The 25,594-nt window shown below is 61.6% G+C and carries 15 protein-coding genes and 3 pseudogenes; 12 read left to right on the top strand and 6 right to left on the bottom strand.

Annotated features, from left to right (window positions below; all coding sequences use genetic code 11):
• The first annotated feature begins 24 nt into the window (after nt 1-24).
• The 8 genes and pseudogenes from MF410_RS22355 (at nt 25) to MF410_RS22320 (ending at nt 13,112) form a co-directional block, all read left to right on the top strand.
• Entirely contained in the window at nt 25-1,236 is a 1,212-nt protein-coding gene (locus MF410_RS22355) for a TadE/TadG family type IV pilus assembly protein (protein WP_345774727.1), read from the top strand.
• A gap of 277 nt (nt 1,237-1,513) precedes the next feature.
• Entirely contained in the window at nt 1,514-3,976 is a 2,463-nt protein-coding gene (locus tag MF410_RS22350; protein WP_097628732.1) for a glycogen/starch/alpha-glucan phosphorylase, read from the top strand.
• A complete protein-coding gene (gene glgB / locus MF410_RS22345; protein ID WP_097628731.1) occupies nt 3,973-6,180 on the top strand; it encodes a 1,4-alpha-glucan branching protein GlgB in 2,208 nt (735 codons plus the stop codon). Before MF410_RS22350 ends, glgB begins: the two co-directional genes overlap by 4 nt.
• A gap of 19 nt (nt 6,181-6,199) precedes the next feature.
• Nucleotides 6,200-7,462, top strand: coding sequence for a glucose-1-phosphate adenylyltransferase (gene glgC / locus MF410_RS22340; RefSeq protein WP_097628730.1), 1,263 nt, complete (start codon nt 6,200-6,202; stop codon nt 7,460-7,462).
• Nucleotides 7,463-7,465: 3 nt separating this feature from the next.
• The gene (gene glgA, locus MF410_RS22335; RefSeq protein ID WP_097628729.1) at nt 7,466-8,908 is read left to right on the top strand and encodes a glycogen synthase GlgA; all 1,443 of its coding nucleotides are present in this window, start codon (nt 7,466-7,468) and stop codon (nt 8,906-8,908) included.
• Nucleotides 8,909-8,914: 6 nt separating this feature from the next.
• Nucleotides 8,915-10,547: pseudogene (locus tag MF410_RS22330) on the top strand (alpha-D-glucose phosphate-specific phosphoglucomutase).
• An 11-nt stretch (nt 10,548-10,558) separates the two neighbouring features.
• A pseudogene (glgX, locus tag MF410_RS22325) lies at nt 10,559-12,537 on the top strand (glycogen debranching protein GlgX).
• 89 nt (nt 12,538-12,626) lie between these two features.
• Nucleotides 12,627-13,112 (top strand): MaoC family dehydratase, encoded by a 486-nt coding sequence (locus MF410_RS22320; protein WP_097628795.1) that lies wholly within the window; start codon nt 12,627-12,629, stop codon nt 13,110-13,112.
• Nucleotides 13,113-13,127: 15 nt separating this feature from the next.
• On the opposite strand, the gene MF410_RS22315 is transcribed toward MF410_RS22320, so the two are convergent.
• From MF410_RS22315 to MF410_RS22295, 5 genes and pseudogenes are all read right to left on the bottom strand, one after another.
• Complete coding sequence (locus MF410_RS22315) at nt 13,128-13,526, bottom strand: VOC family protein (protein WP_097628726.1); 399 nt, start codon at nt 13,524-13,526, stop codon at nt 13,128-13,130.
• A 46-nt stretch (nt 13,527-13,572) separates the two neighbouring features.
• A pseudogene (locus tag MF410_RS22310) lies at nt 13,573-14,122 on the bottom strand (sarcosine oxidase subunit gamma).
• Nucleotides 14,115-17,108 (bottom strand): sarcosine oxidase subunit alpha, encoded by a 2,994-nt coding sequence (locus tag MF410_RS22305; RefSeq protein WP_097628724.1) that lies wholly within the window; start codon nt 17,106-17,108, stop codon nt 14,115-14,117. The pseudogene MF410_RS22310 and the gene MF410_RS22305 overlap by 8 nt, the downstream one beginning before the upstream one ends.
• Nucleotides 17,105-17,446 (bottom strand): sarcosine oxidase subunit delta, encoded by a 342-nt coding sequence (locus MF410_RS22300; protein ID WP_049734737.1) that lies wholly within the window; start codon nt 17,444-17,446, stop codon nt 17,105-17,107. The genes MF410_RS22305 and MF410_RS22300 overlap by 4 nt, the downstream gene beginning before the upstream one ends.
• A 106-nt stretch (nt 17,447-17,552) precedes the next feature.
• Complete coding sequence (locus MF410_RS22295; protein WP_049734738.1) at nt 17,553-18,806, bottom strand: sarcosine oxidase subunit beta family protein; 1,254 nt, start codon at nt 18,804-18,806, stop codon at nt 17,553-17,555.
• A 298-nt stretch (nt 18,807-19,104) separates the two neighbouring features.
• On the opposite strand from MF410_RS22295, the gene MF410_RS22290 reads away from it, so the two are divergent.
• Complete coding sequence (locus tag MF410_RS22290) at nt 19,105-20,148, top strand: FecR domain-containing protein (protein WP_097628723.1); 1,044 nt, start codon at nt 19,105-19,107, stop codon at nt 20,146-20,148.
• A gap of 5 nt (nt 20,149-20,153) precedes the next feature.
• Here the strand turns inward: MF410_RS22290 and MF410_RS22285 are convergent, their stop codons facing one another.
• Nucleotides 20,154-22,325: an adenylate/guanylate cyclase domain-containing protein gene (locus MF410_RS22285; protein ID WP_097628722.1), complete on the bottom strand. Its 2,172-nt coding sequence runs from the start codon at nt 22,323-22,325 to the stop codon at nt 20,154-20,156.
• Nucleotides 22,326-22,537: 212 nt separating this feature from the next.
• Between MF410_RS22285 and MF410_RS22280 the strand changes: the two genes are divergently transcribed.
• The 3 genes from MF410_RS22280 (at nt 22,538) to MF410_RS22270 (ending at nt 25,547) form a co-directional block, all read left to right on the top strand.
• The gene (locus tag MF410_RS22280; protein ID WP_097628721.1) at nt 22,538-24,157 is read left to right on the top strand and encodes an adenylate/guanylate cyclase domain-containing protein; all 1,620 of its coding nucleotides are present in this window, start codon (nt 22,538-22,540) and stop codon (nt 24,155-24,157) included.
• A 175-nt stretch (nt 24,158-24,332) separates the two neighbouring features.
• Nucleotides 24,333-24,545, top strand: coding sequence for a 30S ribosomal protein S21 (gene rpsU, locus MF410_RS22275; RefSeq protein WP_003585885.1), 213 nt, complete (start codon nt 24,333-24,335; stop codon nt 24,543-24,545).
• A gap of 135 nt (nt 24,546-24,680) precedes the next feature.
• A complete protein-coding gene (locus tag MF410_RS22270; RefSeq protein WP_097628720.1) occupies nt 24,681-25,547 on the top strand; it encodes a tetratricopeptide repeat protein in 867 nt (288 codons plus the stop codon).
• Nucleotides 25,548-25,594: the final 47 nt, after the last annotated feature.

Here is a 25,594-nt window from a genome sequence, read left to right as displayed (position 1 = left end):
TTAATCACCTCACAGGGTTTCCAATTGGGTGAACATGATGAGCACCTCCTTTTGCATCCCTGCCTGCGTCGCATGTTCAGCGATCGAGGCGGTAACTTCGGAATCATGACGGCGATTATGGCGCCGGTTCTTCTCGGCGTTGTCGGCATGGCGCTCGACTACTCGAACGCGATGCTGTCGAAGCGCCAGTTGCAGGAAGCAACGGATGCCGGTGCTCTTGCCGCCGCGACTGCGCTTGCGAATGGAACGGCTTCGACTACGGCTGACGCCGAGATGATCGCAAGAAATTTCGTAAGCGGCCAAATGGCCAATTATGTCGGCTCCGACGCCTTGAACAGCATCAAAGTTGGAACGAGCGTCACCGTCAATGTCAGCACCACGGCAACAAGCAAGAGCTATAAGGTTGCCATCGACACCTCTTACCCCGTCGCCACTACACCATTCTTGAGCGTTCTTGGCTACAAGACGCTTAATATCGGCGCCTCGACTTCAACTTCAAGCGGCACGAGTGATACGAAAACCGCCTTATCGATGGAACTGGTGCTCGACCAATCCGGTTCGATGGGCGAAAATACGACCACCTGCGCAACCTATAACGGCAAAAATTGCAAAACCTACGTCACGAAAATCGACGCGCTCAAGAAGGCGGCCAATGCCCTCTTTGCTGCATTGGACACCGCCGATCCGGATCACAGCCTCGTACGCACCGGTGCCTATTCTTACAACAACGGTCTCATCTATAAGGATGCACAGAAGACCCAGATCAAGAGCATGAGCGGTATGTCCTGGGGCACAGCGACGACTGCAACTTATGTGAGCGGAATTACGGCAAATGGGGGCACAGATGCTACCGAACCTATGAGACAAGCGACTCTTTCGGTCACGAAAGCATTGGACGGTTCGGATGTTGAGACCCAAGCACACGCGGCCAAAGGCAACAACAATGTGTCTCGCTATATCATCCTGATGACCGACGGCGAAATGACGGGCAACACGGGTGTATGGCAACAATCATTTGACCAGAATGTTCGCGACCAATGCGACGCAACCAAAACAGCCGGCATCAAAATCTTCACCGTTGCCTTCATGGCCCCGGACAAAGGTAAGCAGTTGCTCCAATACTGCGCCTCCCCAGGCGGCAACTATTATGAAGCCGAAACAATGGAGAAACTAGTCGCTTCCTTTACCAGCATTGCAAAAGAGGCGACCAAAGCTCTCACACTGCTGACGAACTGATCGCCCAGTTCCAAAGCCCATCGCAGCAAAAAGCCGCCTCGGAACAAACCGGGGCGGTTTTTCGTTATCGCTGTCTCACCCATTTGATCGGTAAAACCCATTGAAATCAATCCCCTTAAGCCCCGTGAAAATGAAGGTTTCGCAAATTTTTCGTTTGTCCAAATCCCTTGTTGCAAGTGCTTAGTAACGATGCATAAACTGTCGTCGGCACAAGCGACAAATTGATTGAATCAGGGATAACATCCTGAAAGCAAATTAAAATTGGCGAGACCTGACAATGAACACCGTTTCCAAGCCGATTATCCCCTCCCCCGCACCGCGCAGCTCGAAGCCGGAAATTCTCGCCGAAGAAATCATCGAGCGCCTGACCTATCGCATCGGCAAGGATGCCAAGGTGGCAAAGCCGCACGACTGGCTGACGGCGACGATCCTGGTGGTGCGCGACCGCATTATCGACAGATGGATGGCCTCTACCCGCGAGGTGTATGCGACCGGCGCCAAGCGCGTCTATTATCTTTCCCTGGAATTCCTGATCGGCCGCCTGATGCGAGACGCCGTCTCGAACCTCGGCCTGATGGAGGAGGTGCGCGATGCGCTTTCCTCGCTCGGCGTCGACGTCAACGTCATTGCCGGCCTGGAACCCGATGCCGCCCTCGGCAATGGCGGCCTCGGCCGCCTGGCTGCCTGTTTCATGGAGAGCATGGCAACGGTCGACGTACCCGCTTACGGCTACGGCATCCGCTATGTGCACGGGCTGTTCCGCCAGCAGCTGGCCGACGGCTGGCAGGTGGAGCTGCCAGAAAACTGGCTCGCCCACGGCAATCCCTGGGAGTTCGAGCGCCGCGAAAGCGCCTATGAAATTGGTTTCGGCGGCGCCGTCGAATTCATCACTACCCATGACGACCAGCCGCGCTACGTCTGGAAACCGGCCGAGCGCGTCATCGCCGCCGCCTTCGACACGCCGGCCGTCGGCTGGCGCGGCAAGCGCGTCAACACGCTGCGTCTCTGGTCGGCGCAGCCGATCGATCCGATCCTGCTCGATGCCTTCAACGCCGGCGACCACATCGGAGCGCTGCGCGAAAGCAACAAGGCCGAAAGCCTGACCCGGGTTCTCTATCCCGCCGACGCGACCCCGGCCGGCCAGGAACTGCGCCTGCGCCAGGAGTTCTTCTTCTCGTCGGCCTCGCTGCAGGACATCCTGCGCCGCCATCTGCAGCAATATGACGATTTCACCTCGCTGCCGGACAAGGTGGCGATCCAGCTGAACGATACCCATCCGGCCGTCTCGGTGGCCGAACTCGTACGTCTGCTCTGCGACGTGCACGGCATGGATTTCGACCAGGCCTGGGAAATCACCCGCCATACCTTCTCCTACACCAACCACACGCTTCTGCCGGAAGCGCTGGAAAGCTGGGCGGTACCGCTGTTCGAGCGTCTACTGCCTCGCCACATGCAAATCATCTATGCAATCAACGCCAAGATTCTGATCGACGCGCGCAAGGGCAAGAACTTCTCCGATGGGGAAATCCGCTCGATCTCGCTGATCGATGAAAGTGGCGACCGCCGCGTGCGCATGGGCAACCTTGCTTTCGTCGGCTCGCATTCGATCAACGGCGTCTCCGCCCTTCACACCGACCTGATGAAGGTCACGGTCTTTGCCGACCTGCACAAGCTGTATCCCGACCGCATCAACAACAAGACCAATGGCATCACCCCGCGTCGCTGGCTGCAGCAGTGCAATCCAGGTCTCACCGGCCTGATCCGCGAGGCGATCGGCGACGAATTCCTCGACGATGCCGAGAAGCTAAGGCCGCTCGAGGCGCATGCTTCGGATCCGAGCTTCCAGCAGAAGTTTGCAGCGGTGAAGCGCGCCAACAAGGTGGCGCTGTCCAACCTCGTCGCCAGCCGCATGGGCGTCAAGCTGGATCCATCGGCGATGTTCGACATCCAGATCAAGCGCATCCACGAATACAAGCGCCAGCTTTTGAACATCATCGAGGCCGTCGCGCTCTACGACCAGATCCGCTCGCATCCCGAACTCGACTGGGTGCCGCGCGTGAAACTCTTCGCCGGCAAGGCGGCGCCGAGTTATTACAACGCCAAACTGATCATCAAGCTGATCAACGACGTCGCCCGCACGATCAACAACGATCCGTCGGTGCGCGGCCTGCTGAAGGTCGTCTTCGTGCCGAATTACAATGTCTCGCTCGCCGAAGTCATGGTGCCCGCCGCCGACCTCTCCGAACAGATCTCGACCGCCGGCATGGAAGCATCCGGTACCGGCAACATGAAGTTCGGCCTCAACGGTGCGCTCACCATCGGCACGCTCGATGGCGCCAATGTCGAGATGCGCGACAATGTCGGCGAGGACAACATCGTCATCTTCGGCCTCAAGGCCGACGAGGTCGCCAAGGTCCGCAGCGACGGCCACAATCCCCGCGCCATCATCGAGGGCTCGCGCGAACTCGCCCAGGCGCTCGCCGCCATCGGCTCCGGCGTTTTCTCGCCCGATGACCGCAACCGTTACACCTCGCTGATCGACGGCATCTATTCGCACGACTGGTTCATGGTCGCGGCCGATTTCGACGCCTACGCCCAGGCCCAGCGCGAGGTCGATCAGATCTGGACCAACCAGTCCGCCTGGTACACCAAGACGATCAACAACACGGCGCGGATGGGCTGGTTCTCGTCCGACCGTACGATCAGGCAATATGCAGACGAAATCTGGAGAGCCGGATGAAAACGCCGAAAAACGTCCCTGAAGTAAAGCTTTCCTGGGAAATTTCGGCAGATGAAATCGCGGCGATCCTTGCCGGCTCGCATTCCAATCCCTTTGCCGTCCTAGGAGTGCACCAGGCAGGCGACGCCTTCGTCGCTCGCTGTTTCATCCCGGGCGCGGAGGAAGTCACCGCCATGACGCTCGACGGCAGCGTCATCGGCGAATTGAAACAGCTCCATGCCGACGGCTTCTTCGCCGGCCCGGTTTCCCTCACCAAGCTCCAGCCGGTGCGTTACCGCGCCCGGCGCGGCGATGCCGAATGGGCTGTCACGGACCCCTACAGCTTCGGTCCGGTGCTCGGGCCGATGGACGATTATTTCGCCCGCCAGGGCTCGCACCTGCGCCTGTTCGACAAGATGGGCGCCCACCTCATCAAGCATGACGGCGCCCAGGGCATCCACTTCGCCGTCTGGGCCCCGAATGCGCAGCGCGTTTCCGTCGTCGGCGATTTCAACAATTGGGACGGCCGCCGCCACGTCATGCGCTTCCGCTCCGACAGCGGCATCTGGGAAATCTTTGCCCCTGACGTGCCGATCGGCGTTGCCTACAAATTCGAGATCCGTGGCCAGGACGGCGTGCTGCTGCCGCTGAAGGCCGATCCCTTCGCCCGCCGCAGCGAGCTCCGACCAAAAACCGCTTCGATCGCCGCCGCCGATCTGGAACAGAAGTGGGAAGACGAAGCCCATCTGAAGCACTGGCGCGAAACCGACAAACGCCGCCAGCCGATCTCGATCTACGAGGTGCATGCCGGCTCATGGCGGCGCCGCGACGATGGCACGATGCTGTCCTGGGACGAGCTCGCCTCTAGCCTCATCCCCTATTGCGCCGACATGGGCTTCACCCATATCGAATTCCTGCCGATCACCGAGTACCCCTATGACCCCTCCTGGGGTTATCAGACGACAGGCCTCTACGCGCCGACCGCCCGGTTCGGCGAGCCGGAAGGTTTCGCCCGTTTCGTCAACGGCTGCCACAAGGTCGGCATCGGCGTCATCCTCGACTGGGTGCCGGCGCATTTCCCGACCGACGAGCACGGCCTCGGCTGGTTCGACGGCACGGCGCTCTACGAGCACGAAGATCCGCGCAAGGGCTTCCACCCGGACTGGAGCACGGCGATCTACAATTTCGGCCGGACCGAAGTCGTTTCCTATCTCGTCAACAACGCGCTTTACTGGGCCGAGAAATTCCATCTCGACGGTCTGCGCGTCGACGCCGTCGCCTCGATGCTCTACCTCGATTACTCCCGCAAGCACGGCGAATGGATCCCGAACGAATATGGCGGCAACGAGAACCTCGAAGCGGTCCGCTTCCTGCAGGACCTCAACACCCGCATCTACGGCAATCATTCCAATGTTATGACCATCGCCGAGGAATCGACCTCCTGGCCGAAGGTCTCCCAGCCCGTGCATGAAGGCGGTCTCGGCTTCGGCTTCAAGTGGAACATGGGCTTCATGCATGACACGCTGAGCTATATGAGCCGCGATCCGATATACCGCGGACACCATCACAACGAACTCACCTTCGGCCTGCTCTACGCCTATTCGGAAAATTTCGTCCTGCCGCTCTCGCATGATGAGGTTGTCCATGGCAAGGGCTCGCTGATCGCCAAGATGCCGGGCGACGACTGGCAGAAATTCGCCAATCTGCGCGCCTACTACGCCTATATGTGGGGCTATCCCGGCAAGAAGCTGCTGTTCATGGGCCAGGAATTCGCCCAGTGGAGCGAGTGGAGCGAGGCGAAATCGCTCGACTGGAACCTGCTGCAATACCGCATGCATGAGGGCATGCGGCGCCTGGTGCGCGACCTCAACTTCACCTACCGCAGCAAGCCGGCGCTGCATGAGCGTGACTGCGAGGGCGAGGGATTTGAATGGCTGGTCGCCGACGACCACCAGAATTCCGTCTTTGCCTGGCTGCGCAAGGCGCCGGGCCAGAAACCGGTCGCCGTCATCACCAATTTCACCCCCGTCTATCGCGAGAACTATACGATCCGCCTGCCGTCCGCAGGCCGCTGGCGGGAAATCCTGAACACCGATGCCGACATCTACGGCGGCAGCGGCAAGGGCAATGGCGGGCGCGTGCAGGCCGTCGATGCCGGCGGCAACATCACCTGCTCGATCACCTTGCCGCCCTTGGCGACAATCATGCTTGAACCTGAAAATTAGTGACTGGTGGGAGGAGAAAATGGTAGAAAAGCGTGTTCAGCCACTTGCCCGCGATGCAATGGCTTATGTTCTGGCCGGCGGCAGGGGGAGCCGTCTCAAGGAACTGACCGACCGGCGTGCCAAGCCTGCCGTCTATTTCGGCGGCAAGGCCCGCATTATCGATTTCGCCCTGTCGAACGCCCTGAACTCAGGCATCCGACGCATCGGCGTTGCCACGCAATACAAGGCGCATTCGCTGATCCGCCATATGCAGCGCGGCTGGAACTTCTTCCGCCCAGAGCGTAACGAGAGCTTCGACATCCTGCCTGCCAGCCAGCGCGTCTCGGAAACGCAGTGGTATGAAGGCACCGCCGACGCCGTCTACCAGAACATCGACATCATCGAGGATTACGGTGTCGAATACATGGTCATTCTCGCCGGCGACCATGTCTACAAGATGGACTATGAGTGGATGCTGCAGCAGCATGTCGATTCCGGCGCCGATGTCACCATCGGCTGCCTGGAAGTGCCGCGCATGGAGGCGGTGGGCTTCGGCGTCATGCATGTCAACGACAAGGACGAGATCATCGCCTTCGTCGAGAAGCCGGCCGATCCGCCGCCCATTCCCGACAAGCCGGATTTCGCTCTCGCCTCGATGGGCATCTACGTCTTCCACACCAAGTTCCTGCTCGACGCGCTGCGCCGCGACGCTGCCGATCCGAACTCCAGCCGCGACTTCGGCAAGGACATCATCCCCTATATCGTCAAGAATGGTAAGGCGGTCGCCCACCGCTTCGCCAAATCCTGCGTCCGCTCCGATTTCGAGCACGAGCCCTACTGGCGCGACGTCGGCACGATCGATGCCTATTGGCAGGCCAATATCGACCTGACGGCGATCGTTCCCGAACTCGACATCTACGACAAGTCCTGGCCGATCTGGACCTATGCCGAGATCACCCCGCCGGCGAAATTCGTCCATGACGACGAGGATCGCCGCGGCTCGGCCACCTCCTCCGTTGTCTCCGGCGATTGCATCATCTCCGGCGCCAGCCTCAACAACAGCCTGCTCTTTACCGGCGTCAGGGCCAACTCCTTCTCCAAACTGGAAGGCGCGGTCATCCTGCCGAACGTCAAGATCGGCCGGCGGGCGCAGCTCAAGAATGTGGTGATCGACCATGGCGTCGTCATTCCGGAAGGCCTGGTCGTCGGAGAGGATCCCAAACTCGACGCCAAACGCTTCCGGCGGACGGAAAGCGGCATCTGCCTGATCACCCAACCGATGATCGACAAGCTGGATATCTGACTTATGAAAGTTCTTTCGGTTTCGTCCGAAGTCTTCCCTTTGATCAAGACAGGGGGCCTGGCCGATGTGTCAGGCGCCCTGCCGATTGCTCTTAAAGCCTTCGGGGTCGAGACCAAGACCCTTCTGCCTGGCTATCCCGCCGTCATGAAGGTCATTCGCGACCCGATCGTCAGGCTCGAATTCCCCGACCTGCTCGGCGAGCCGGCTGCTGTGCTTGAGGTCCAGCATGAGGGCCTCGATCTGCTCGTCCTCGATGCGCCGGCCTATTACGACAGGCCGGGCGGCCCCTATGTCGATCCGCTCGGCAAGGACTATCCCGATAATTGGCGGCGCTTCGCCGCGCTGTCGCTCGCCGCCTCCGAGATCGCTGCCGGACTCCTGCCCGGCTGGCGGCCGGATCTCGTCCACACCCACGACTGGCAGGCGGCGCTGACCTCGGTCTATATGCGCTACTATCCGACGCCGGAACTGCCGAGCGTGCTGACCATCCACAACATCGCTTTCCAAGGCCAGTTCGGTCCCGAGATCTTTCCCGGCCTGCGCCTGCCCGCCCATGCCTTCGCCACCGACAGCATCGAATATTACGGCACCATCGGCTACCTCAAGGGCGGCCTGCAGACCGCCCACGCGATCACCACGGTCAGCCCGACCTATGCCGACGAGATCCTGACGCCGGAATTCGGCATGGGCCTCGAGGGCGTCATCGCCAGCCACATCGACAATCTGCACGGCATCGTCAACGGCATCGATACGGATATCTGGAACCCGGCGACCGATCCCGTCGTCCACACCCATTATGGCCCGACGACGCTGAAGAACCGCGAGGAGAACCGCCGTTCGATCGCCGAATTCTTCCATCTCGACAATGACGACGCCCCGATTTTCTGCGTCATCAGCCGCCTGACCTGGCAGAAGGGCATGGATATCGTCGCCAATGTCGCCGACGAAATCGTCGCCATGGGCGGCAAGCTCGTCGTGCTCGGCTCCGGCGAAGCCGCACTTGAAGGCGCACTGCTTGCCTCTGCCAGCCGCCATCCCGGCCGCATCGGCGTCTCGATCGGCTATAACGAGCCGATGTCGCACCTGATGCAGGCCGGCTGCGATGCCATCATCATCCCGTCGCGTTTCGAACCCTGCGGCCTCACCCAGCTTTACGGCCTACGTTACGGCTGCGTGCCGATCGTCGCCCGCACGGGCGGGCTGAACGACACGGTGATCGACGCCAATCACGCCGCACTTGCGGCGAAAGTGGCAACCGGCATACAATTCTCACCCGTGACGGAAGCGGGCATGCTACAGGCAATCCGCCGTGCGATGCATTTTTACGCGGACCGAAAACTCTGGACCCAATTGCAAAAGCAGGGCATGAAATCGGATGTCTCCTGGGAGAAGAGCGCCGAACGCTACGCTGCCCTCTATTCAAGCCTCGTCTCGAAAGGCATGTGAACTAAAATGAACAAGTCCGTACCCACCACACCCTATCTGGACCAGAAACCCGGCACGTCGGGTCTGCGCAAGAAGGTTCCGGTCTTCCAGCAGCCGAACTACGCCGAGAACTTCATCCAGTCGATCTTCGATTCGCTGGAAGGTTATCAGGGCAAGTGCCTCGTCATCGGCGGCGACGGACGCTACTACAATCGCGAAGTCATTCAGAAGGCCATCAAGATGGCCGCCGCCAACGGCTTCGGCAAGGTCATGGTCGGCAAGGGCGGCATCCTGTCGACGCCAGCCGCTTCCCACATCATCCGCAAGTACAAGGCTTTCGGCGGCATCATTCTCTCAGCCAGCCACAATCCCGGCGGCCCGACCGAAGACTTCGGCATCAAATACAACATCAACAATGGCGGCCCGGCGCCGGAAAAGATCACCGACGCGATGTATGCGCGCTCGAAGACGATCGACAGCTACAAGATCGCCGATTTCGCCGACGTCAATCTCGACCGCATCGGCAAGGACGAGCTGCCGGGCGGCATGATCCTCTCGGTCATCGACCCGGTCGAGGACTATGCCGCGCTGATGGAAGAGCTGTTTGATTTCGGCGCCATCCGCAATCTGATCAGCCTCGGCTTCCGCATTGCCTTCGACGGGATGAGCGCCGTCACTGGCCCCTATGCCAAGGAAATTTTCGAAAATCGCCTCGGCGCTCCCCTGGGTTCGGTGCGCAATTTCATGCCGCTGCCGGATTTCGGCGGTCATCACCCGGACCCGAACCCGGTTCACTGCAAGGAACTCTTCGATGAGATGATGGGCGATGACGCGCCCGATTTCGGCGCTGCTTCCGACGGCGACGGCGACCGCAACCTGATCATCGGCCGCGGCATTTTCGTCACCCCTTCCGACAGCCTGGCGATCCTTGCCGCCAACGCCAATCTCGCTCCCGGTTATTCCGGCGGCCTGGCCGGCATCGCCCGCTCGATGCCGACATCGGGCGCCGCCGACCGCGTCGCCGAAAAGCGCGGCATCGGCATGTACGAAACGCCGACCGGCTGGAAATTCTTCGGCAATCTGCTCGACGCCGGCATGGCGACGATCTGCGGTGAGGAAAGCTCCGGCACCGGCTCTAGTCACGTCCGCGAAAAGGACGGCCTGTGGGCCGTGCTGCTCTGGCTGAACATCCTTGCCGTCCGTGGCGAGAGCGTCGCCGATATCGTCACCCAGCACTGGCAGACCTATGGCCGTAACTATTATTCGCGCCATGACTACGAAGGACTCGACACCGATGCGGCGAACGGCCTGGTGGACAACCTCCGCAGCCAGCTATCCACTCTGCTCGGCAAGAGCTTCGGAAGCCTGAAGGTCGAAAAGGCCGACGACTTCGCCTATCACGATCCGATCGACAAATCGGTGAGCGAGCATCAGGGTGTGCGCGTGCTCTTTGCGGGCGGCTCCCGCGTCGTCTTCCGCCTGTCCGGCACCGGCACTTCTGGCGCAACCTTGCGTGTCTATATCGAGCGCTACGAGCCGGATTCGAACTCGCCACAACATCGAAACGCAGGAAGCGCTCGCCGATCTGATCGCGGCCGCCGAAAGCATTGCCAGCATTCGTGAACGCACGGGACGCGATGCGCCAACCGTGATCACCTGATCCGGGGGAACATGCGGGGAGAGAGTTCGGCGCAAAGCGGCGCGATCGTCTTCGAAACCGGTGTCGAATTTGCCGTGTGGTCGCATCACGCCGCACAGATCGAACTCTGCCTTTTCGAGGATGACGGCAACAGGGAATTCGCGCGCCTGCCCATGGCGCGCGACAGCAATCACTTCCACCGTCTGTTTGTCGACGGTCTGAAGGCGGGCGCCCGCTACGGTTATCGCGCCGACGGCATCTACGCTCCCGACAGCGGCCTCTGGTACGATCCCTCCAAACTGCTGATCGATCCCTACGCCAAGCAGATCGATAGGCCGTTCCGCTACGATCCCCGCCTCGGCATCTATGGCGAGGACAGCCAGGATCTGATGCCGAAGGCGATTGTCACCACCGATACGCGCGCCGAAATCGGCAAGCCGCTCTTCAAACCGGGCGGCTTCATCTACGAGGTCGCTGTCCGTCCCTTCACAATCCTCCATCCCGACGTGCCGGACGTTCAGCGCGGCACGATCGCCGCCCTTGCCCATCCCTCCGTTATCGCGCATCTGAAGCGCATCGGTGTCGACGCCGTCGAACTGATGCCGATCACCGCCTGGATCGACGAACGCCACCTGCCGCCGCTCGGCCTCACCAACGGCTGGGGCTACAATCCGGTCGCCTTCATGGCCCTCGATCCGCGGCTGGCGCCGGGCGGCATGACGGAACTGCGCCAGACGGTCGCGGCCCTCCATGCCGAAGGCATCGCCGTCATCCTCGATCTCGTCTTCAACCATACCGGCGAGAGCGACCGTTACGGCACGACTCTATCGCTGCGCGGCCTCGACAACCTGCATTATTATCGCCACGCCCGGAATATGCCGGGCGAACTCGTCAACGACACCGGCACCGGCAACACGCTCGCCTGCGATCATCCCGAGGTGCGGCGTCTCGTCATCGACAGCCTGCGCCATTTCGTGCTCAATTCAGGCGTCGACGGTTTCCGCTTCGATCTCGCCCCGGTGCTCGGCCGCACCGCGACAGGCTTCGAGCGCGATGGCGGAACGCTAGCCGCGATCCTCGCCGACAATGTGCTCACCGACCGGATCATGATTGCCGAACCCTGGGATATCGGCCCGGGTGGTTATCAGCTCGGCAATTTCCCGCCGCCTTTCCTCGAATGGAACGACCGGCTTCGTGACGATCTGCGCTGCTACTGGCGCGGCGACGATTGGAAGACCGGGGCGCTCGCCACCGCACTCGCCGGCTCATCCGACATCTTCTCCCGCAACGACGGCAAAGAGACGCGCAGCGTCAATTTCCTCGCCGCCCATGACGGCTTCACGCTGACCGATCTCGTCTCCTATGCGGGAAAGCACAACGACGCCAATGGCGAGCACAATCGTGACGGCCATAATGAGAACCACTCCTGGAACAACGGCGTCGAGGGGAGACCGTCTATCCGACGATCCGCAAGCGTCGCCGTGAGGATGTGATGGCGTTGATATCGACACTCTTTGCCACCCGCGGCAGCATCATGCTGACGGCGGGCGACGAGGGCGGCCGTAGCCAGCATGGCAACAACAACGCCTATTGCCAGGACAATGAGATCACCTGGCTGGACTGGAAGGCGCTGAACGAGGATCTCATCGCCCATACCGCCTTCGTCGCCGAGCTGCGCCGCCGCTTCACGATCTTTTCCGAAACCGGCTTCCTGGCAGGCAACGGCGATGTCGAATGGATTTCGCTCTCCGGCGAGCCGATGACCGTTTCCGAATGGGAGACACCGTCGCTTTCCACCCTCGGCATGCTGCTTTCCACCGGTGACCGCTCGGCGTGCGGCAGGCAGACCCGGCTTGCCGTGCTCTTCAACCGTTCGGGCGACCGCCAAATTTTCACGCTCCCGTCCGGAACCGAACCGGGCTGGCGTCAATTGACACCGGAAGGAGCCAAGAAAACCGGCGCCCGCGTCACCGTCGAGCCACGCTCCGTCGCCTTTTTCGTAGAAAAGTGACCGCCTCCCCTCGCTTGCGCAAATCCTTGTCGCAATCGTCATAAATGCACGATAAGGCTTTGGCCGGCGGCCTATTTCACGAGGAATTCATGGTCACGGAAATTTCACTCTCCGACGTGCGGGGACTGATCGGCATGGAAACAGGCCTTTCGGACTGGATCACCGTCGACCAGACGATGATCGACGCCTTTGCAGGGGCGACCGACGACCATCAGTTCATTCATGTCGATCCCCAGCGCGCGGCCGAAAGCCCCTTCGGCGGCACCATCGCCCATGGCTTCCTGACACTGTCTCTGCTGTCGACGATGAACTACAACTGCCTGCCGAAAGTGCGCGAGCAGACCATGGGCATCAATTACGGTTTCGATCGCGTCCGCTTCATGACGCCGGTGAAGAGCGGCGCCCGCGTCCGCGGCCGCTTCCTGCTCTCGGACGCCCGCTTCCGCGGCGGCGGCATGCTGATGACCACCTATGATGTATCGATCGAGATCGAGAACGAGAAGAAGCCGGCCCTCACGGCAAAATGGATCACCATCATCCAATTCGACCCGAAGGACCGTCCCGAGGACGTTTGAGCAAAACGCCGCTTGCTACGCGGCCGACTTGCAGACGGCTTCGAGTGCGTGTCCGTCCGGATCCATCACGAACGCCGCATAATAATGTTCGCCATAGTGTGGGCGTAAGCCTGGACCACCATTGTCACCGCCGCCGTGGGCGATCGCCGCGGCATGAAACCAATCGACCGCCTGGCGGCTCGGAGCGGCGAACGCCAGATGAAAACCCGGGCCGGCCGGGCGCTGGCCCTCCGGTCTATGTTTGATCGCCAGCTTGTCGCCGCCACCGGGAAGACCGTAGCCGACGGCTTGTCCCGTCTGCCCCGGCCGGATGTCATCCCAGACCCTGACATAACCGAGCGCGGCTAGGGCGGCATCGTAAAATGCCGCCGATCGTTCGATATCGGAAACGCCGAGGGAGGCATGGTGCAGCATTCACCTATTCCTCGAATGAGACTTACGCAGCCGGATTGGTCCGGCTTCAATGGCCGGCATCATGAGCCGCCTCGTCGAGCAGCCCGAAGACGTAATCGGAAAACGACCGCCAGCACTCCACCCGGAACGTGTCTTTATCGGTGCGCAGAAGCACGATTTCCGCCTTGCCGAGGATCGTGCGCGACGCGGCTCCAACCGGAAACGAAGACAAGGACAGATCCTGCGGGCACCCGGCGGCAAGCGTCTTTTCCGCACCCGGTCCCGAGACGATGATCGCCAGATTGCGGTGAGAAACGTCGGTCGCCGAATGCACGGCGCCCACGCCCGAAAGCACCGTCATCAGATCGGCGCCGTCCTCGTCGATGGCAAGCCATTCGTCCGGCCCGATCCAGAGCACCGACCGGGCGCCGGCCCGGCCCGATGTTTTCGGGGCGGTCGGCACGGACAGACCGAGCGCGGAGGAAAGTGCTGCAAGCGATTCCGCCGGGGCGCGTAGCGCCACACGAACTCGCTGCCGGCGCCGTCGTCAGCCGTACTGTTGCGGAGCCGCCGAGACGGCCGGCAAGCGCCGGTTTGCGAATTGCGACATCAGCCATGGATGCGGCCTCCTTCCTTGTCAAAGAATACCAGATCCGTCACCTCGACGGCGATCGTCCGGTCCGCCATCGGCACGTAGAGCGTTTCGCCCATCCTCGCCCGACCGCCGGCGACAAGCGCGAAAGCGATCGACCGGCCGCAGTTTTCCGACCAGTAGGACGAGGTGACGTGTCCGAGCATTGTCATCGGCTTGGGCTCGTTCGGGTTGGCGACGACCTGCGCGCCTTCCTCGAGCACCAGCTTCGGATCCTTGGTGACAAGGCCGACGAGCTGCTTGCGCCCTTCCTTGACGAGATCCGGCCGCTGCAGGCCGCGAATGCCGACAAAGTCCTTCTTCTTCTTCGAAACGGCCCAGGCAACGCCCGCGTCATCCGGGGTAACCGTGCCGTCAGTATCCTGGCCGACGATGATGTAGCCCTTCTCGGCGCGCAGCACGTGCATCGTCTCTGTGCCGTAGACGCAGGCGCCAAGCGGCTCGGCATTGGCCCAGACGGCTTCGAGCACCGACTGGCCATAATCGGCGGGCACGTTGATTTCGAAACCGATTTCGCCGGTGAAGGAGACGCGGAACAGCCGCGCCGGCACGCCGCAGACCGTGCACTCGGCAACGCTCATATGCGGGAAGGCCTCGTTCGAGAGGTCGAGCCCTTCGACGAGGGGCGCGACGATCTCGCGCGCCTTCGGGCCCTGCACGGCAATCACCGCCCATTGCTCGGTCACCGAGGTCAGCCACACCTTCAGATCCGGGAATTCCGTCTGCAGATAATCTTCCATGTGGTGAAGAACGCGCGGCGCGCCGCCGGTCGTCGTCGTCACATGGAAACGGTCCTCGGCCAGGCGCCCGACGACGCCGTCGTCATAAACGAAGCCGTCTTCGCGGGTCATGATGCCGTAGCGGGCCTTGCCCGGCTTCAGCGTGTCCCAGGCATTGGTATAGATAAGGTTGAGGAACTTCGCCGCATCCGGCCCCACCACCTCGATCTTGCCGAGCGTCGAAGCGTCGAAAATACCGGCCGACTCTCGGGCTGTGCGGCATTCGCGGGCGACCGCCTGGTGCATGCTCTCACCCGCCCGCGGATAGAACCAGGCACGCTTCCAGTTACCGACATCCTCGAAGACGGCGCCATGCGCTTCTTCCCAGTTGTGCAGCGGCGTCTTGCGCGTCGGGTCGAACAGCTCTCCGCGCGAATGGCCGATCAGCGTGCCGTAGGTAACCGGTGTATAGGGCGCGCGGAAGGTGGTGAGACCGACCTGCGGGATTTCCTTGCCAAGCATTTCGGCGGCGATCGCCAGGCCGTGCATGTTGGAAAGCTTGCCCTGGTCCGAGGCCATGCCGTTGGTCGTGAAGCGCTTGATGTGCTCGATCGAATGCATGCCCTCGCGCACGGCAAGACGGATATCCTTGGCGCAGACGTCGTGCTGGAAATCGATGAAGGCCTTGGCGTTGGTCTTCGGGCCGGCGCCTTCGGCAGCACCGATCATGCCGCCCGTCCAGTCATAGGCCTGCTCGGCCGAAATGGCGATCTTCTCGCCGCTGCTTCTGCCGGTGGCCTGCGCCATCAGCTCGCCCGCGGCAAGCGATTCTTCGATCGTCCGCTGCAGATCGTCGGTGCCGTTGCAGGCGCCGACCGAAAGGCAGTCCTGTGCATAGGAGCCAGGCAGGAAACGCTGACTTTCGGCATCGAAGGCCACTTTGCCGCGTGACTGCGAGAACAGATGCACCGATGGCGTCCAGCCGGCCGAAACCAGCAAAGCATCGACTGCGATCTTGCGCGGCGAACCGCCGCCGTTGCGCGCCACCGTCATCGACGAGATGCGCAGCCGCCCCGCCGTGTTGATCACCGACTGCCCGGTCAGGACGTCGATGCCGAGCGCACGTGCCTCTTCCAGCACCGCCGCTCCCGGCGCCTGCCTGCAATCGACGATGGCAGCGACCGAAACACCTGATCGTTTCAGATCGAAAGCCGCCTCATAGGCCGAGTCATGCGCCGTATAGATGCCGACCTTGGTTCCGACGGCGACGCCGTAGTGATTGAGATACATCCGCGCCGCCGAAGCCAGCATGATGCCCGGCCGGTCGTTGTTCGGAAATACCATATGCCGCTCGATCGCGCCGTTGGCGAGGATTACTCGCTTGGCCCGCACCTGCCAGAGCCGCTCGCGCGGCAGATCTTGAGAAGGCTTGGCGATATGATCGGTCACGCGCTCGGCGAGACCGACGAAATTGTGGTTGTAGTAGCCGAAGGCGGTCGTGCGGACCAGCACTTCGACGTTGTCCATCGCCTTCAGCCGCGCCACGGCCTTCTGCGCCCAGGCATAACCCTCTTGGCCGTCGATCGTCACGCCAGCATCGTAGCGCAATGCGCCGCCGACTTCCGCCTGCTCATCGCAGAGGATCACCTTGGCACCGGTCCCGGCCGCGGCCAAGGCCGCCGAAAGTCCGGCAACGCCGGCGCCGACCACCAGCACGTCGCAATGGGCATAACGGCTGGCATAATGATCCGGATCTTCTTCCGTCGGCGCGACACCGAGGCCGGCGGCGCGACGGATGAGCGGTTCGTAGACGCTTTTCCAGGCGGCACGCGGCCACATGAAGGTCTTGTAGTAGAAGCCGGCGGCGAAGAACGGCGACATCAGATTGTTGACCGCGCCGACGTCGAAGGCGAGCGAGGGCCAGCGATTCTGCGAGTTGACGATCATGCCGTCGAAGACTTCCTGCACGGTGGCGCGCACGTTCGGCTGCTTGCGCGCCTTGTCGCGGGCGACGTCGATCAGCGCGTTCGGCTCTTCGGCGCCGGCCGACAGAATACCGCGAGCCCGGTGGTATTTGAACGAACGTCCCAAAAGATGCACACCGTGGGCGATCAGCGCCGAGGCGACGGTATCGCCTTCCAGCGCGGTATAGGTCTCGCCGTCGAAGCTGAAGCGCGCGGTTTTGGCCGGCGTTAGGCGCCCCTTGCCGACGATACGGTTCACGCCGCTCATTGCGCCTCTCCTTCCACGGCTTCATATGTCTCGACTGGCGCGTGCTTCTCGGCCGCCGCGCCAATCTCAGGCTTCGGCTCACCCGCCTTGTAGGTCACGATGAACTTGTCGCTTACCGTATCGCGCGCCGCGTTGAAGAAGCGCCCGCACCCATGGATGTGCCGCCAGCGTTCGAAGATCAGGCCTTTCGGATTGTCGCGCAGAAAGAAATAGGCCTCGAATTCCTCGTCCGAAACCGAGGCGATATCGGCAGGCCGCACGATATGCGCGTCACCGGCGCCGCGGAATTCAAGCTCCGAGCGCTCTTCCTGACAGTAGGGGCAATGGATCAGCAGCATGTGTGATTTCCTTCTCCTCCCCTTCTCCTCAATGGGGAGAAGGCGCCTGAAAGGCGGATGAGGGGGTGAGCGACGAAAGGTGCGAACATCCAAATAGCATTCATCATCAGTGCGCCACCGCCGCGGCCGCCGCCTCGTCGATCAGCCGGCCGCTGCGGAAACGCTCCAGCGTCAGCCCGGCATTGAACTTGTGCGGCTCGTCGCGGGCAATCAGGTGCGCGAAGAGATTGGCCGAGCCCGGCGTCGCCTTGAAGCCGCCGGTGCCCCAGCCGCAATTGACGTAGAGCCCGGGAACCGGCGTCTTCGACTGGATCGCCGAACGATCCGGCGTATTGTCGACGATGCCGCCCCATTGCCGCATCATCTTGACGCGCCGGAACATCGGGAAGAGCTCGCAGATGGCATCGAGCGTGTGCGTGATGATCTGCAGCCCGCCGGTCTGGGAGTATGAGTTGTACTGGTCGGTGCCGGCGCCGATGACGAGCTCTCCCTTGTCGGACTGGGAGATATAGGCATGCACCGTGTTCGACATGACGACGCACGGAAAGATCGGCTTCAGCGGCTCGGAGACCAGCGCCTGCAGCGGGCTCGATTGCAGCGGCACACGCACATCGGCCATCTTCATGATGGTCGACGTATGGCCGGCGGCCGACACGGCGACCTTTTTGGCGCCGATGAAGCCGCGCGAGGTCTCGACCCCGGTCACGCGTCCATCGGGGCCGCGGCGGATGCCGGTCACTTCGCAATTCTGGATGATGTGCACCCCGCGGTCCGAGGCGGCGCGGGCATAGCCCCAGGCAACCGCGTCGTGCCGCGCCGTGCCGCCGCGCCGCTGCAGCGCCGCGCCGTTGATCGGGTAGCGGGCGCTCGCCGAAATGTCGAGCGGCGGGCAATAAGCCTTGGCCTGCTCCGGCGTCAGCCATTCATTGTCGATGCCGTAGAGCCGGTTGGCATGGATATGCCGCTTGAACGACTGCTGGTCGTGAATATTGTGCGAGAGCATCATCACGCCGCGCGGCGAATACATCACATTGTAGTTGAGCTCCTGAGAAAGCCCTTCCCAGAGCTTCATCGAATGCTCGTAGATGTGCATGCTCTCTTCATAGAGATAGTTCGAGCGGATGATGGTGGTGTTGCGCCCGGTATTGCCGCCGCCAAGCCAGCCTTTTTCGATCACCGCCACATTGGTAATGCCGTGCTCCTTGGCGAGGTAATAGGCTGCACCCAGCCCATGACCACCGGCGCCGATGATGACGACGTCGTATTCGGCGCGCGGCTCAGGCGAAGTCCACTGCTTCTCCCAGCCCTTATGGCCCCGAAGGGCCTCCCTCGCCACGGCAAAAACCGAATATTTCCGCATCCGCCTTGTTCTCCTATGGGAAAGGGCTGTTCTCCGCGCCCATACAAATCGCAAATCCAAATGCGGCACAACGGTTCTTTTGCGACAGTCGAGCGCTTTGCTTTTGACACTCAGCGACATGATGCCGAAAACTGCGCAGTATTCGCGCGACATCGTCCGCTGCTTCCGAGGCCGTTCGGCAGGACGAGGCAAAATCGGCCTTTCCCAGGGGCCGCCGCCCGGTCGTAGCCCAAGTGGGCGAGAAGACAAGCAGTTACTAAAATGTTAATTCTCCCCGTGTTTCCGGGGTCCGTGTATCATGTGGGGTCGGCGTTCATTACTCCAAGCACTTTGCATTGTGGTTGCCGTCGCGCAGCCGGCTCTCGCCGCCGAGCCAGTCGGCCAAGCTGTCGTCATCAAGACGGAGGTGACGGGACAGAGCGGCCCAATCGAAGTCGACAGCAGCGTCCATCGCAACGAACGCATCAAGACATCCCCATCGGGGCTTGGCCAATTCCTGTTTCGTGACGGCACGAAACTCGCGGTGGGCTGGGGCTCGTCGGTCGTGATCGACAAATATGTCTTCGATGATTCCCAATCGGTGAAGAAGCTGACCATCAGAGCGGCAAAGGGGACGTTCCGCTGGGTAAGCGGCAACTCCAATTCCTCCGCCTACCAGATCCTGACGCCCGCCGGCACGATCGGCGTGCGCGGCACCGCTTTCGATTTCTATGTCGGCCCCGATGGCACGACCGCCGTCGTCTTGCTGAATGGCGCGGCCCGGTTTTGCGGCCCGGGCGGCTGCCGGCAATTGCAGCAGCGCTGCGATTGCGTGGTCGCCAAGCCGAATGGCAATATGTCGGCGGCGCGCCGGGTCGATCCCAGCATTCTCGATACGCTCGGAAATCCCCGCGCGCTGCCCTTTCTCTCCGGCAATCAGCGGCTTTCAGGCGGCATTGGCATGATCGGCGGCTGCAATATGGCGTCGGCCGCGCCGGAAAGAAAAGATAGAAAACCGCCTCCGCCGGCGATTACACCTGTTCCGCAAAGGCAGGATCCGCCTCAGAGGCGGGCCGAGCCGAAGAAGGAGCGGCCGAACAAGCCGGACATGCCGCATCACGACAAACCGCATCATGACAGGCCCCATCACGACAGGCCAGATCACGACAGGCCGCATCATGATAAGCCGGATCGTCCCGACAAGCATGACGGGCATGATGATCACGACCGGACCGGCCACCACAACCAGCATCACGGAAATGACCGGGATCATCAAGAACACGATCGCGACCACGATGGCGATCGTGATCACGACAAGGATCGGCACCACAACAGGCGCGACGGTTTCAATCACAACCGCTGACCCGTTCAGTCGGCCGCGCTCTTCTCGAATCGATCATTCGCCTCGCGAAAATGATCGGTCCTGCCGGATACCCGCTGATAGAATTCCGCCAGGCCGTCGATCACTCCCGCCGCCCTGAGCTTTGCCGTGCCGATGAGCTTGCGGGTGTTCTTCGAATGCGCAAGCAGGGCCTGCATCAGCTGCTGGTGGGTAACGACAAGGGCTGAAAATTCGGCCGATGCGGCAACCCGTTCGTCGCCGACGACGGCAAGGATCTGCGTTCGGCTGCTCTTTCCTTTGAGCGGAATGGCGCCGGCCTCGAGCAGCGCCATGCCCCGCACCGACCTTGCCGTACTGTCGGATATCAGAATATCGAAACCGACTTCCTTGCAGCATGATTCCAGGCGCGCCGCGACATTGACGGCATCGCCGACCGCCGAATAGTTGAAGCGCGTCTTGGCGCCCATATTGCCGACGCAGGCAAGGCCGGTATGGATGCCGATCCCGATCCCGACCTGCTGTCCGGGTCCGAAGCCGAAAGCGTCGCCGGCGTTCAATTCGGCGAGCGTCTCGCGCATGGCAAGTGCTGCGCGAACCGCCTTGGTTTCATGATCGGCCACATCGACGGGCGCATTCCAGAACGCCATGATCGAATCGCCGATGAACTTGTCGAGCGTGCCTTCATTGGCCACCACGTGGCGGCTCAGCGCATCGAGCAGCGTGTTCAGGAAGGCCACGACATCCGTCGGCGCCAGCCGCTCGCTGATCTCGGTGAAGTTTCGGACATCGACGAACATGACCGTCAGTTCGCGGTCGTCGCCGCCGAGGCGTAAAGGATCACGGGTATGCTCGATACGATGGAGCAGCGATGGCGAAAGATAATGCCCGAAGGCGCGCCGCACTGCCCGCCGCTCCCGGTCGATCACCAGGATTTTGAACGAGGTTGCGGCAAAATGGATGATCGATCCGCTGACGATCGGCGCCAGCGGATCGAAAAGAAGCCCGGCATACAGAAACGACGACCAGGAGGCTACGAGCGCCATCGCCGTGATCAGCAGGCCGCAGATCAGCGCGACGGCGGGACTGACGAAGGTCGTCACGACGACGAGCAGGCTTCCGAGCACGGCAATCGTCAGGATTTCCAGCCCGTCCGCCCAGTCAGGCCGCGACAGGAAATGGCCGGACAGGATCTGCTCGACGGCCTGGGCATGCAGCGACACGCCGGGAACGTTCTCGCCGAGCGCCGTGACGCGGATGTCCTGCAGGCCGGCGGCCGATGTGCCGACGAAGACGATGCTGCCGTTAATGGCAGCCGCAACCTCGGGAGAGGCCCCTTCGGCCGCAAGCACCTGCCGGGCGGATATGTACCGCTCGGCCCGATCGGGGCTGACATAGAGCCAGAGTTCGCCCGCCGCCGTCAGCGGCACGACGAAATCGCCGATCTTCGCCGATGTCATGATGCCGGCGCGATCTGGCGCGCCCGACAGCACATAGGTCGACGCCCCCTGCGCAACGCGCAGCGCCTCGATGGCGAGATTTGGATAGAGCTGCTCTCCGTCGGTCAAAAACAGCGGAACCGCCCGCACCACCGGCGAAGGATTGCCGGGGTTAAGGCTGATATGGCCGAGCCCCGCCGCATTCGCCTCCAATTGCGGCCTGAGCGGTGTTGAGGCGCCGAGATAGGGCGGCGCGGAAACGGGGCTTTCGCCTGTGAAGGCAAAACCCGCCTTCACAGGCGGCCGGTAATTGCCTACGTTGGAAAGGCCGAAGCCGAGCACGACGGGCTTCTCGGCAATCGCGCGGGCGAATATCTCATCATTGTCAGGCAGTTTCTCGGCCAGCGAAGGATCGACGCCTTCGACCTCGGCGACAACGTTGCGCGGCGACAGCCGGTCCGGCTCGGCAAAAAGAATATCGAAGGCGATAGCCGAAGCGCCCATCGCGGAAAGCCGGTCCACCAGCAGCGCCATCCGGTCCCGCGGCCAGGGCCATTGGCCGAATTCGCGTAAGGATGTCTCGTCTATGTCGACCACGCGAACCGGCATCGGCTCGAAGGTCCTCGGAACGAGCCGCTGATATTCATCGAAGGTCACGCCGCGGATTAGCTTGAAAATCCCGGGATCGTCGGCCCGCAGGATCGTGAGCAGAGCCACGATCGCGAGGCCGATAACGACACCGATTTGCTGGACGCGCGTCATGATCTCACCGGTGTCCCTCCACGGCCCGCAGAAACGGCCTGCACCTGCCGCAGGCTACGCCGCTTTCGGTCTAAACGCCATTCGCACATGCCGTCCGGATCCTCTCTTTCGATGGGCCGCGCTATCCAGATTAGGCCGGCTTTTGGCTATATGGCAGGGCTTCGATCTTGCCGGGCAGCCGGCGAAATGTTCTTGTAGCGATCGAAAGTCGAATGCCTTCCAGAGAAGAACGAGGGGTCGCCGTGATTTCCGAAACCGCCGCGCGTCGGAGCGGCTACTGGCTGATTGCCGTCGTGCTGGCAATGCTCGCAGGACTGCCGCTGGCCGTCTGGCTCGATATCAGCGACCTCTCGGGAAATACCCTGCAGCGTCAGGCACGCGACATGAGCTCGCTGATCTCGAGTATCCGTTCCTATTATTCCGCCAATGTCGTCGGGCGCGTCCTCGCCGCGCATGCCAGCGGCCTGACCGAAGGCACGGTCGTCTCCCACAACTACGCGAATATTCCTGGCGCCATCCCGCTGCCGGCGACGCTTTCCCTGGAGCTCGGCGATGTCATCAAGGAGCAGCAGGCCAATATCACCTACCGTTTCGTCTCCGACCTGCCGTTCAAGAGCCGTGCCTCCCACGAACTCGACGAATTCGAGAGCAAAGCACTCGCCGCACTGCGCGCCAATCCGCAGCAGACGCTGAACGATCTCACCCGCGTCGGATTGACTGATACCTTGCGCTTCATCACCCCCGTCGTCATGGGCCAGGCTTGTGTTGCCTGCCACAATACCCATCCCGAAAGCCCGAAGACCGATTGGAAAGTGGGCGATGTGCGCGGCATTCAGGAAGTCATCATCCGGCAGCCCTATGCGAGCAACATCTTCGCCTTCAAATACCTGCTATGCTATTTTTTGTTCGTTGCCATCATCGGCATCAGCTTCATTCTCCTCCAGCGGCAGCAGGCGCGCGCGATCCATAGCGCCAACCGGGATCTGGAAACGGCAAACGAGTTTCTGGCCAGCGTTTCCCTGAAGATTTCGCGCTATCTCTCGCCGCAGATCTACAAAAGCATCTTCAGCGGGCAGAAGGATGTCGTCGTCCATACCGAGCGCAAACGCCTGACGATCTTCTTTTCCGACATCAAGGATTTCACCGCCACCACCGAGCGCCTGCAGCCGGAAGCGCTGACGGCGATGCTCAACGAATATCTGACTGAGATGTCGAACATTGCCCTGGAACATGGCGGCACGGTGGACAAGTTCATCGGTGACGCCATGCTGGTGTTTTTCGGCGACCCGGAAACCAAAGGTCCGGAGGAAGACGCCAAAGCCTGTCTGCGCATGGCCGTCGACATGCAGCGCCGTCTCGGCGAACTCAAGGACAGATGGCGCAGAAACGGCACCGAAGAGCCTTTCGTCGTCCGCATGGGGATCAATAGCGGTTATTGCAACGTCGGCAATTTCGGCAGCAGCGACCGCATGGACTATACGATCATCGGGGCGGAGGCCAATCTTGCAGCCCGGCTGCAATCGATCGCCCAGGGAGGAGAAATCGTCATCAGCTACGAAACCTATGCGCTGGTGAACGAGATCGTCGACGCCCACCCACTGCCACCAATCACCATGAAGGGCATCCAGCGCGAGATCGTGCCCTATGCGGTGGATGGCCTGACCCTCGGAGCGGACCACAAGAGCCGCGTGCTCAGCGAACACCTCGCCGGCCTCGACCTGCATCTGGATATGAGCAGGCTGGAGCCGGCCGACCGCCTCCGGGTCAGGACGGCTCTCAAGGAGGCGATCGCCGCGCTTGATGAAACCGCGCCCGGGGCAGCCGGATCGTGACCGGACAGGGGCAAGCGTGATTTTTCCACCTGCTTTCCATATGCATCTGGACTTCCTATACCCGATCTGATATCCCGCATCACCAATCGCAAGGCTGCGGCCGCGCGAACGTTATATTTTTGCCCCTGGCGCTGCGCCGCCGCCGGCATCAACCAACCAAAGGAACGTGATTCTCGTGCAGGTACTTGTCCGCGATAACAATGTCGATCAGGCTCTCCGCGCTCTCAAGAAGAAGATGCAGCGCGAAGGCATTTTCCGCGAAATGAAGATGCGCGACTACTACGAGAAGCCGTCGCAGAAGCGTGCTCGCGAAAAGGCCGAAGCTGTTCGTCGCGTTCGCAAGCTGGCCCGTAAGCGCGCCCAGCGAGAAGGTCTGGTCGCACGCTGAGCGTTGCCGTCGTTTTTTCGACGTTTTCAGATGCATTGTGGCGGGGGCGATGGGTTCGCCACCGCCTTTTTTAGTTTGCCGCTGAAGATCGCATATCCCAGTATCGGGTATGCCGCATGGGGAAAGCGAGCCCGAATGGCTGTCAACACCTTCAATCCGTCCCGCGCCTGGCGCCTGCAGAAAACCGCATTCCTGCCCGCTTTGGCGCTGGCGGCAATGTTCGGCCTTGCCGGCTGTGAGACGACAAACACAACTGATGCCGTGATCCGCATCGACAAGGCGCAGGGTTCGGAAGAGAATATCGCCTCTCTGACGGCGGTCATCAACGCCAATCCCAAGGATCCGGAAGGCTACAACGTCCGCGGTTCCGCCTATGGCCGCGGCGGCCAGTTCCGCCAGGCGCTGAACGATTTCAACACCGCATTGCAGATCAATCCGCGGTTTTTCCAGGCCTATGCCAACCGCGCCCTAGTCTATCGCAACATGGGCCAGCAGGCCCAGGCGATCAGCGATTACAATGCCGCGCTGCAGATCAATCCGAGCTACGACGTCGCCTATATCGGCCGCGGCAACGTCTATCGCATGGCCGGCCAGGACGACCAGGCCTTCAACGATTTCGACAAGGCGATCCAGCTTGGCACCACCGATGGCCGCGCCTATCACAATCGTGGCCTGATCTATCAGAAGCGCAATCAGCAGGATAAGGCGATCGACGATTTCTCGAAGGCGATCTCGCTCGCGCCGAATTCGCCCGAGCCCTATAACGGCCGCGGCATTTCCTATATCGCGCTGAACGACAACGATAACGCCTTTGCCGATTTCAACCATGCGATCGAACTTAACGGCAACATCGCCGAATCTTGGGCCAACCAGGCGCTGGTTTACGAGCGGCGCGGCGACAAGGCGAAGGCCGCCCGGTCCTATCGCCACGCCGTTGGCCTCGATCCCAAATATCAGCCGGCTCGCGACGGCCTTGCTCGCGTCGGCGCCTCAGCCGGCTAAGGACATCAGTTGGGCGGCCGAAATATCGGCCGCCGCACGATATGTCG

Source organism: Rhizobium sp. C104 (genome assembly GCF_022354505.1).
GTDB classification, from domain to species: Bacteria; Pseudomonadota; Alphaproteobacteria; order Rhizobiales; family Rhizobiaceae; genus Rhizobium; species Rhizobium redzepovicii.
The sequence above is the reverse complement of the archived record's forward strand: the minus strand, read 5'-3'. Positions and strand labels throughout refer to the sequence as shown.

Coding starts and splice junctions, on each gene's coding strand:
- glgC (WP_097628730.1), top strand. CDS start 6,200: ATGGTAGAAAAGCGTGTTCAGCCACTTGCCCGCGATGCAATGGCTTAT.
- glgB (WP_097628731.1), top strand. CDS start 3,973: ATGAAAACGCCGAAAAACGTCCCTGAAGTAAAGCTTTCCTGGGAAATT.
- MF410_RS22305 (WP_097628724.1), bottom strand. CDS start 17,108: ATGAGCGGCGTGAACCGTATCGTCGGCAAGGGGCGCCTAACGCCGGCC.
- glgA (WP_097628729.1), top strand. CDS start 7,466: ATGAAAGTTCTTTCGGTTTCGTCCGAAGTCTTCCCTTTGATCAAGACA.
- MF410_RS22290 (WP_097628723.1), top strand. CDS start 19,105: ATGTGGGGTCGGCGTTCATTACTCCAAGCACTTTGCATTGTGGTTGCC.
- MF410_RS22295 (WP_049734738.1), bottom strand. CDS start 18,806: ATGCGGAAATATTCGGTTTTTGCCGTGGCGAGGGAGGCCCTTCGGGGC.
- MF410_RS22300 (WP_049734737.1), bottom strand. CDS start 17,446: ATGCTGCTGATCCATTGCCCCTACTGTCAGGAAGAGCGCTCGGAGCTT.
- MF410_RS22270 (WP_097628720.1), top strand. CDS start 24,681: ATGGCTGTCAACACCTTCAATCCGTCCCGCGCCTGGCGCCTGCAGAAA.
- MF410_RS22285 (WP_097628722.1), bottom strand. CDS start 22,325: ATGACGCGCGTCCAGCAAATCGGTGTCGTTATCGGCCTCGCGATCGTG.
- MF410_RS22280 (WP_097628721.1), top strand. CDS start 22,538: ATGCCTTCCAGAGAAGAACGAGGGGTCGCCGTGATTTCCGAAACCGCC.
- MF410_RS22320 (WP_097628795.1), top strand. CDS start 12,627: ATGGTCACGGAAATTTCACTCTCCGACGTGCGGGGACTGATCGGCATG.
- MF410_RS22350 (WP_097628732.1), top strand. CDS start 1,514: ATGAACACCGTTTCCAAGCCGATTATCCCCTCCCCCGCACCGCGCAGC.
- MF410_RS22315 (WP_097628726.1), bottom strand. CDS start 13,526: ATGCTGCACCATGCCTCCCTCGGCGTTTCCGATATCGAACGATCGGCG.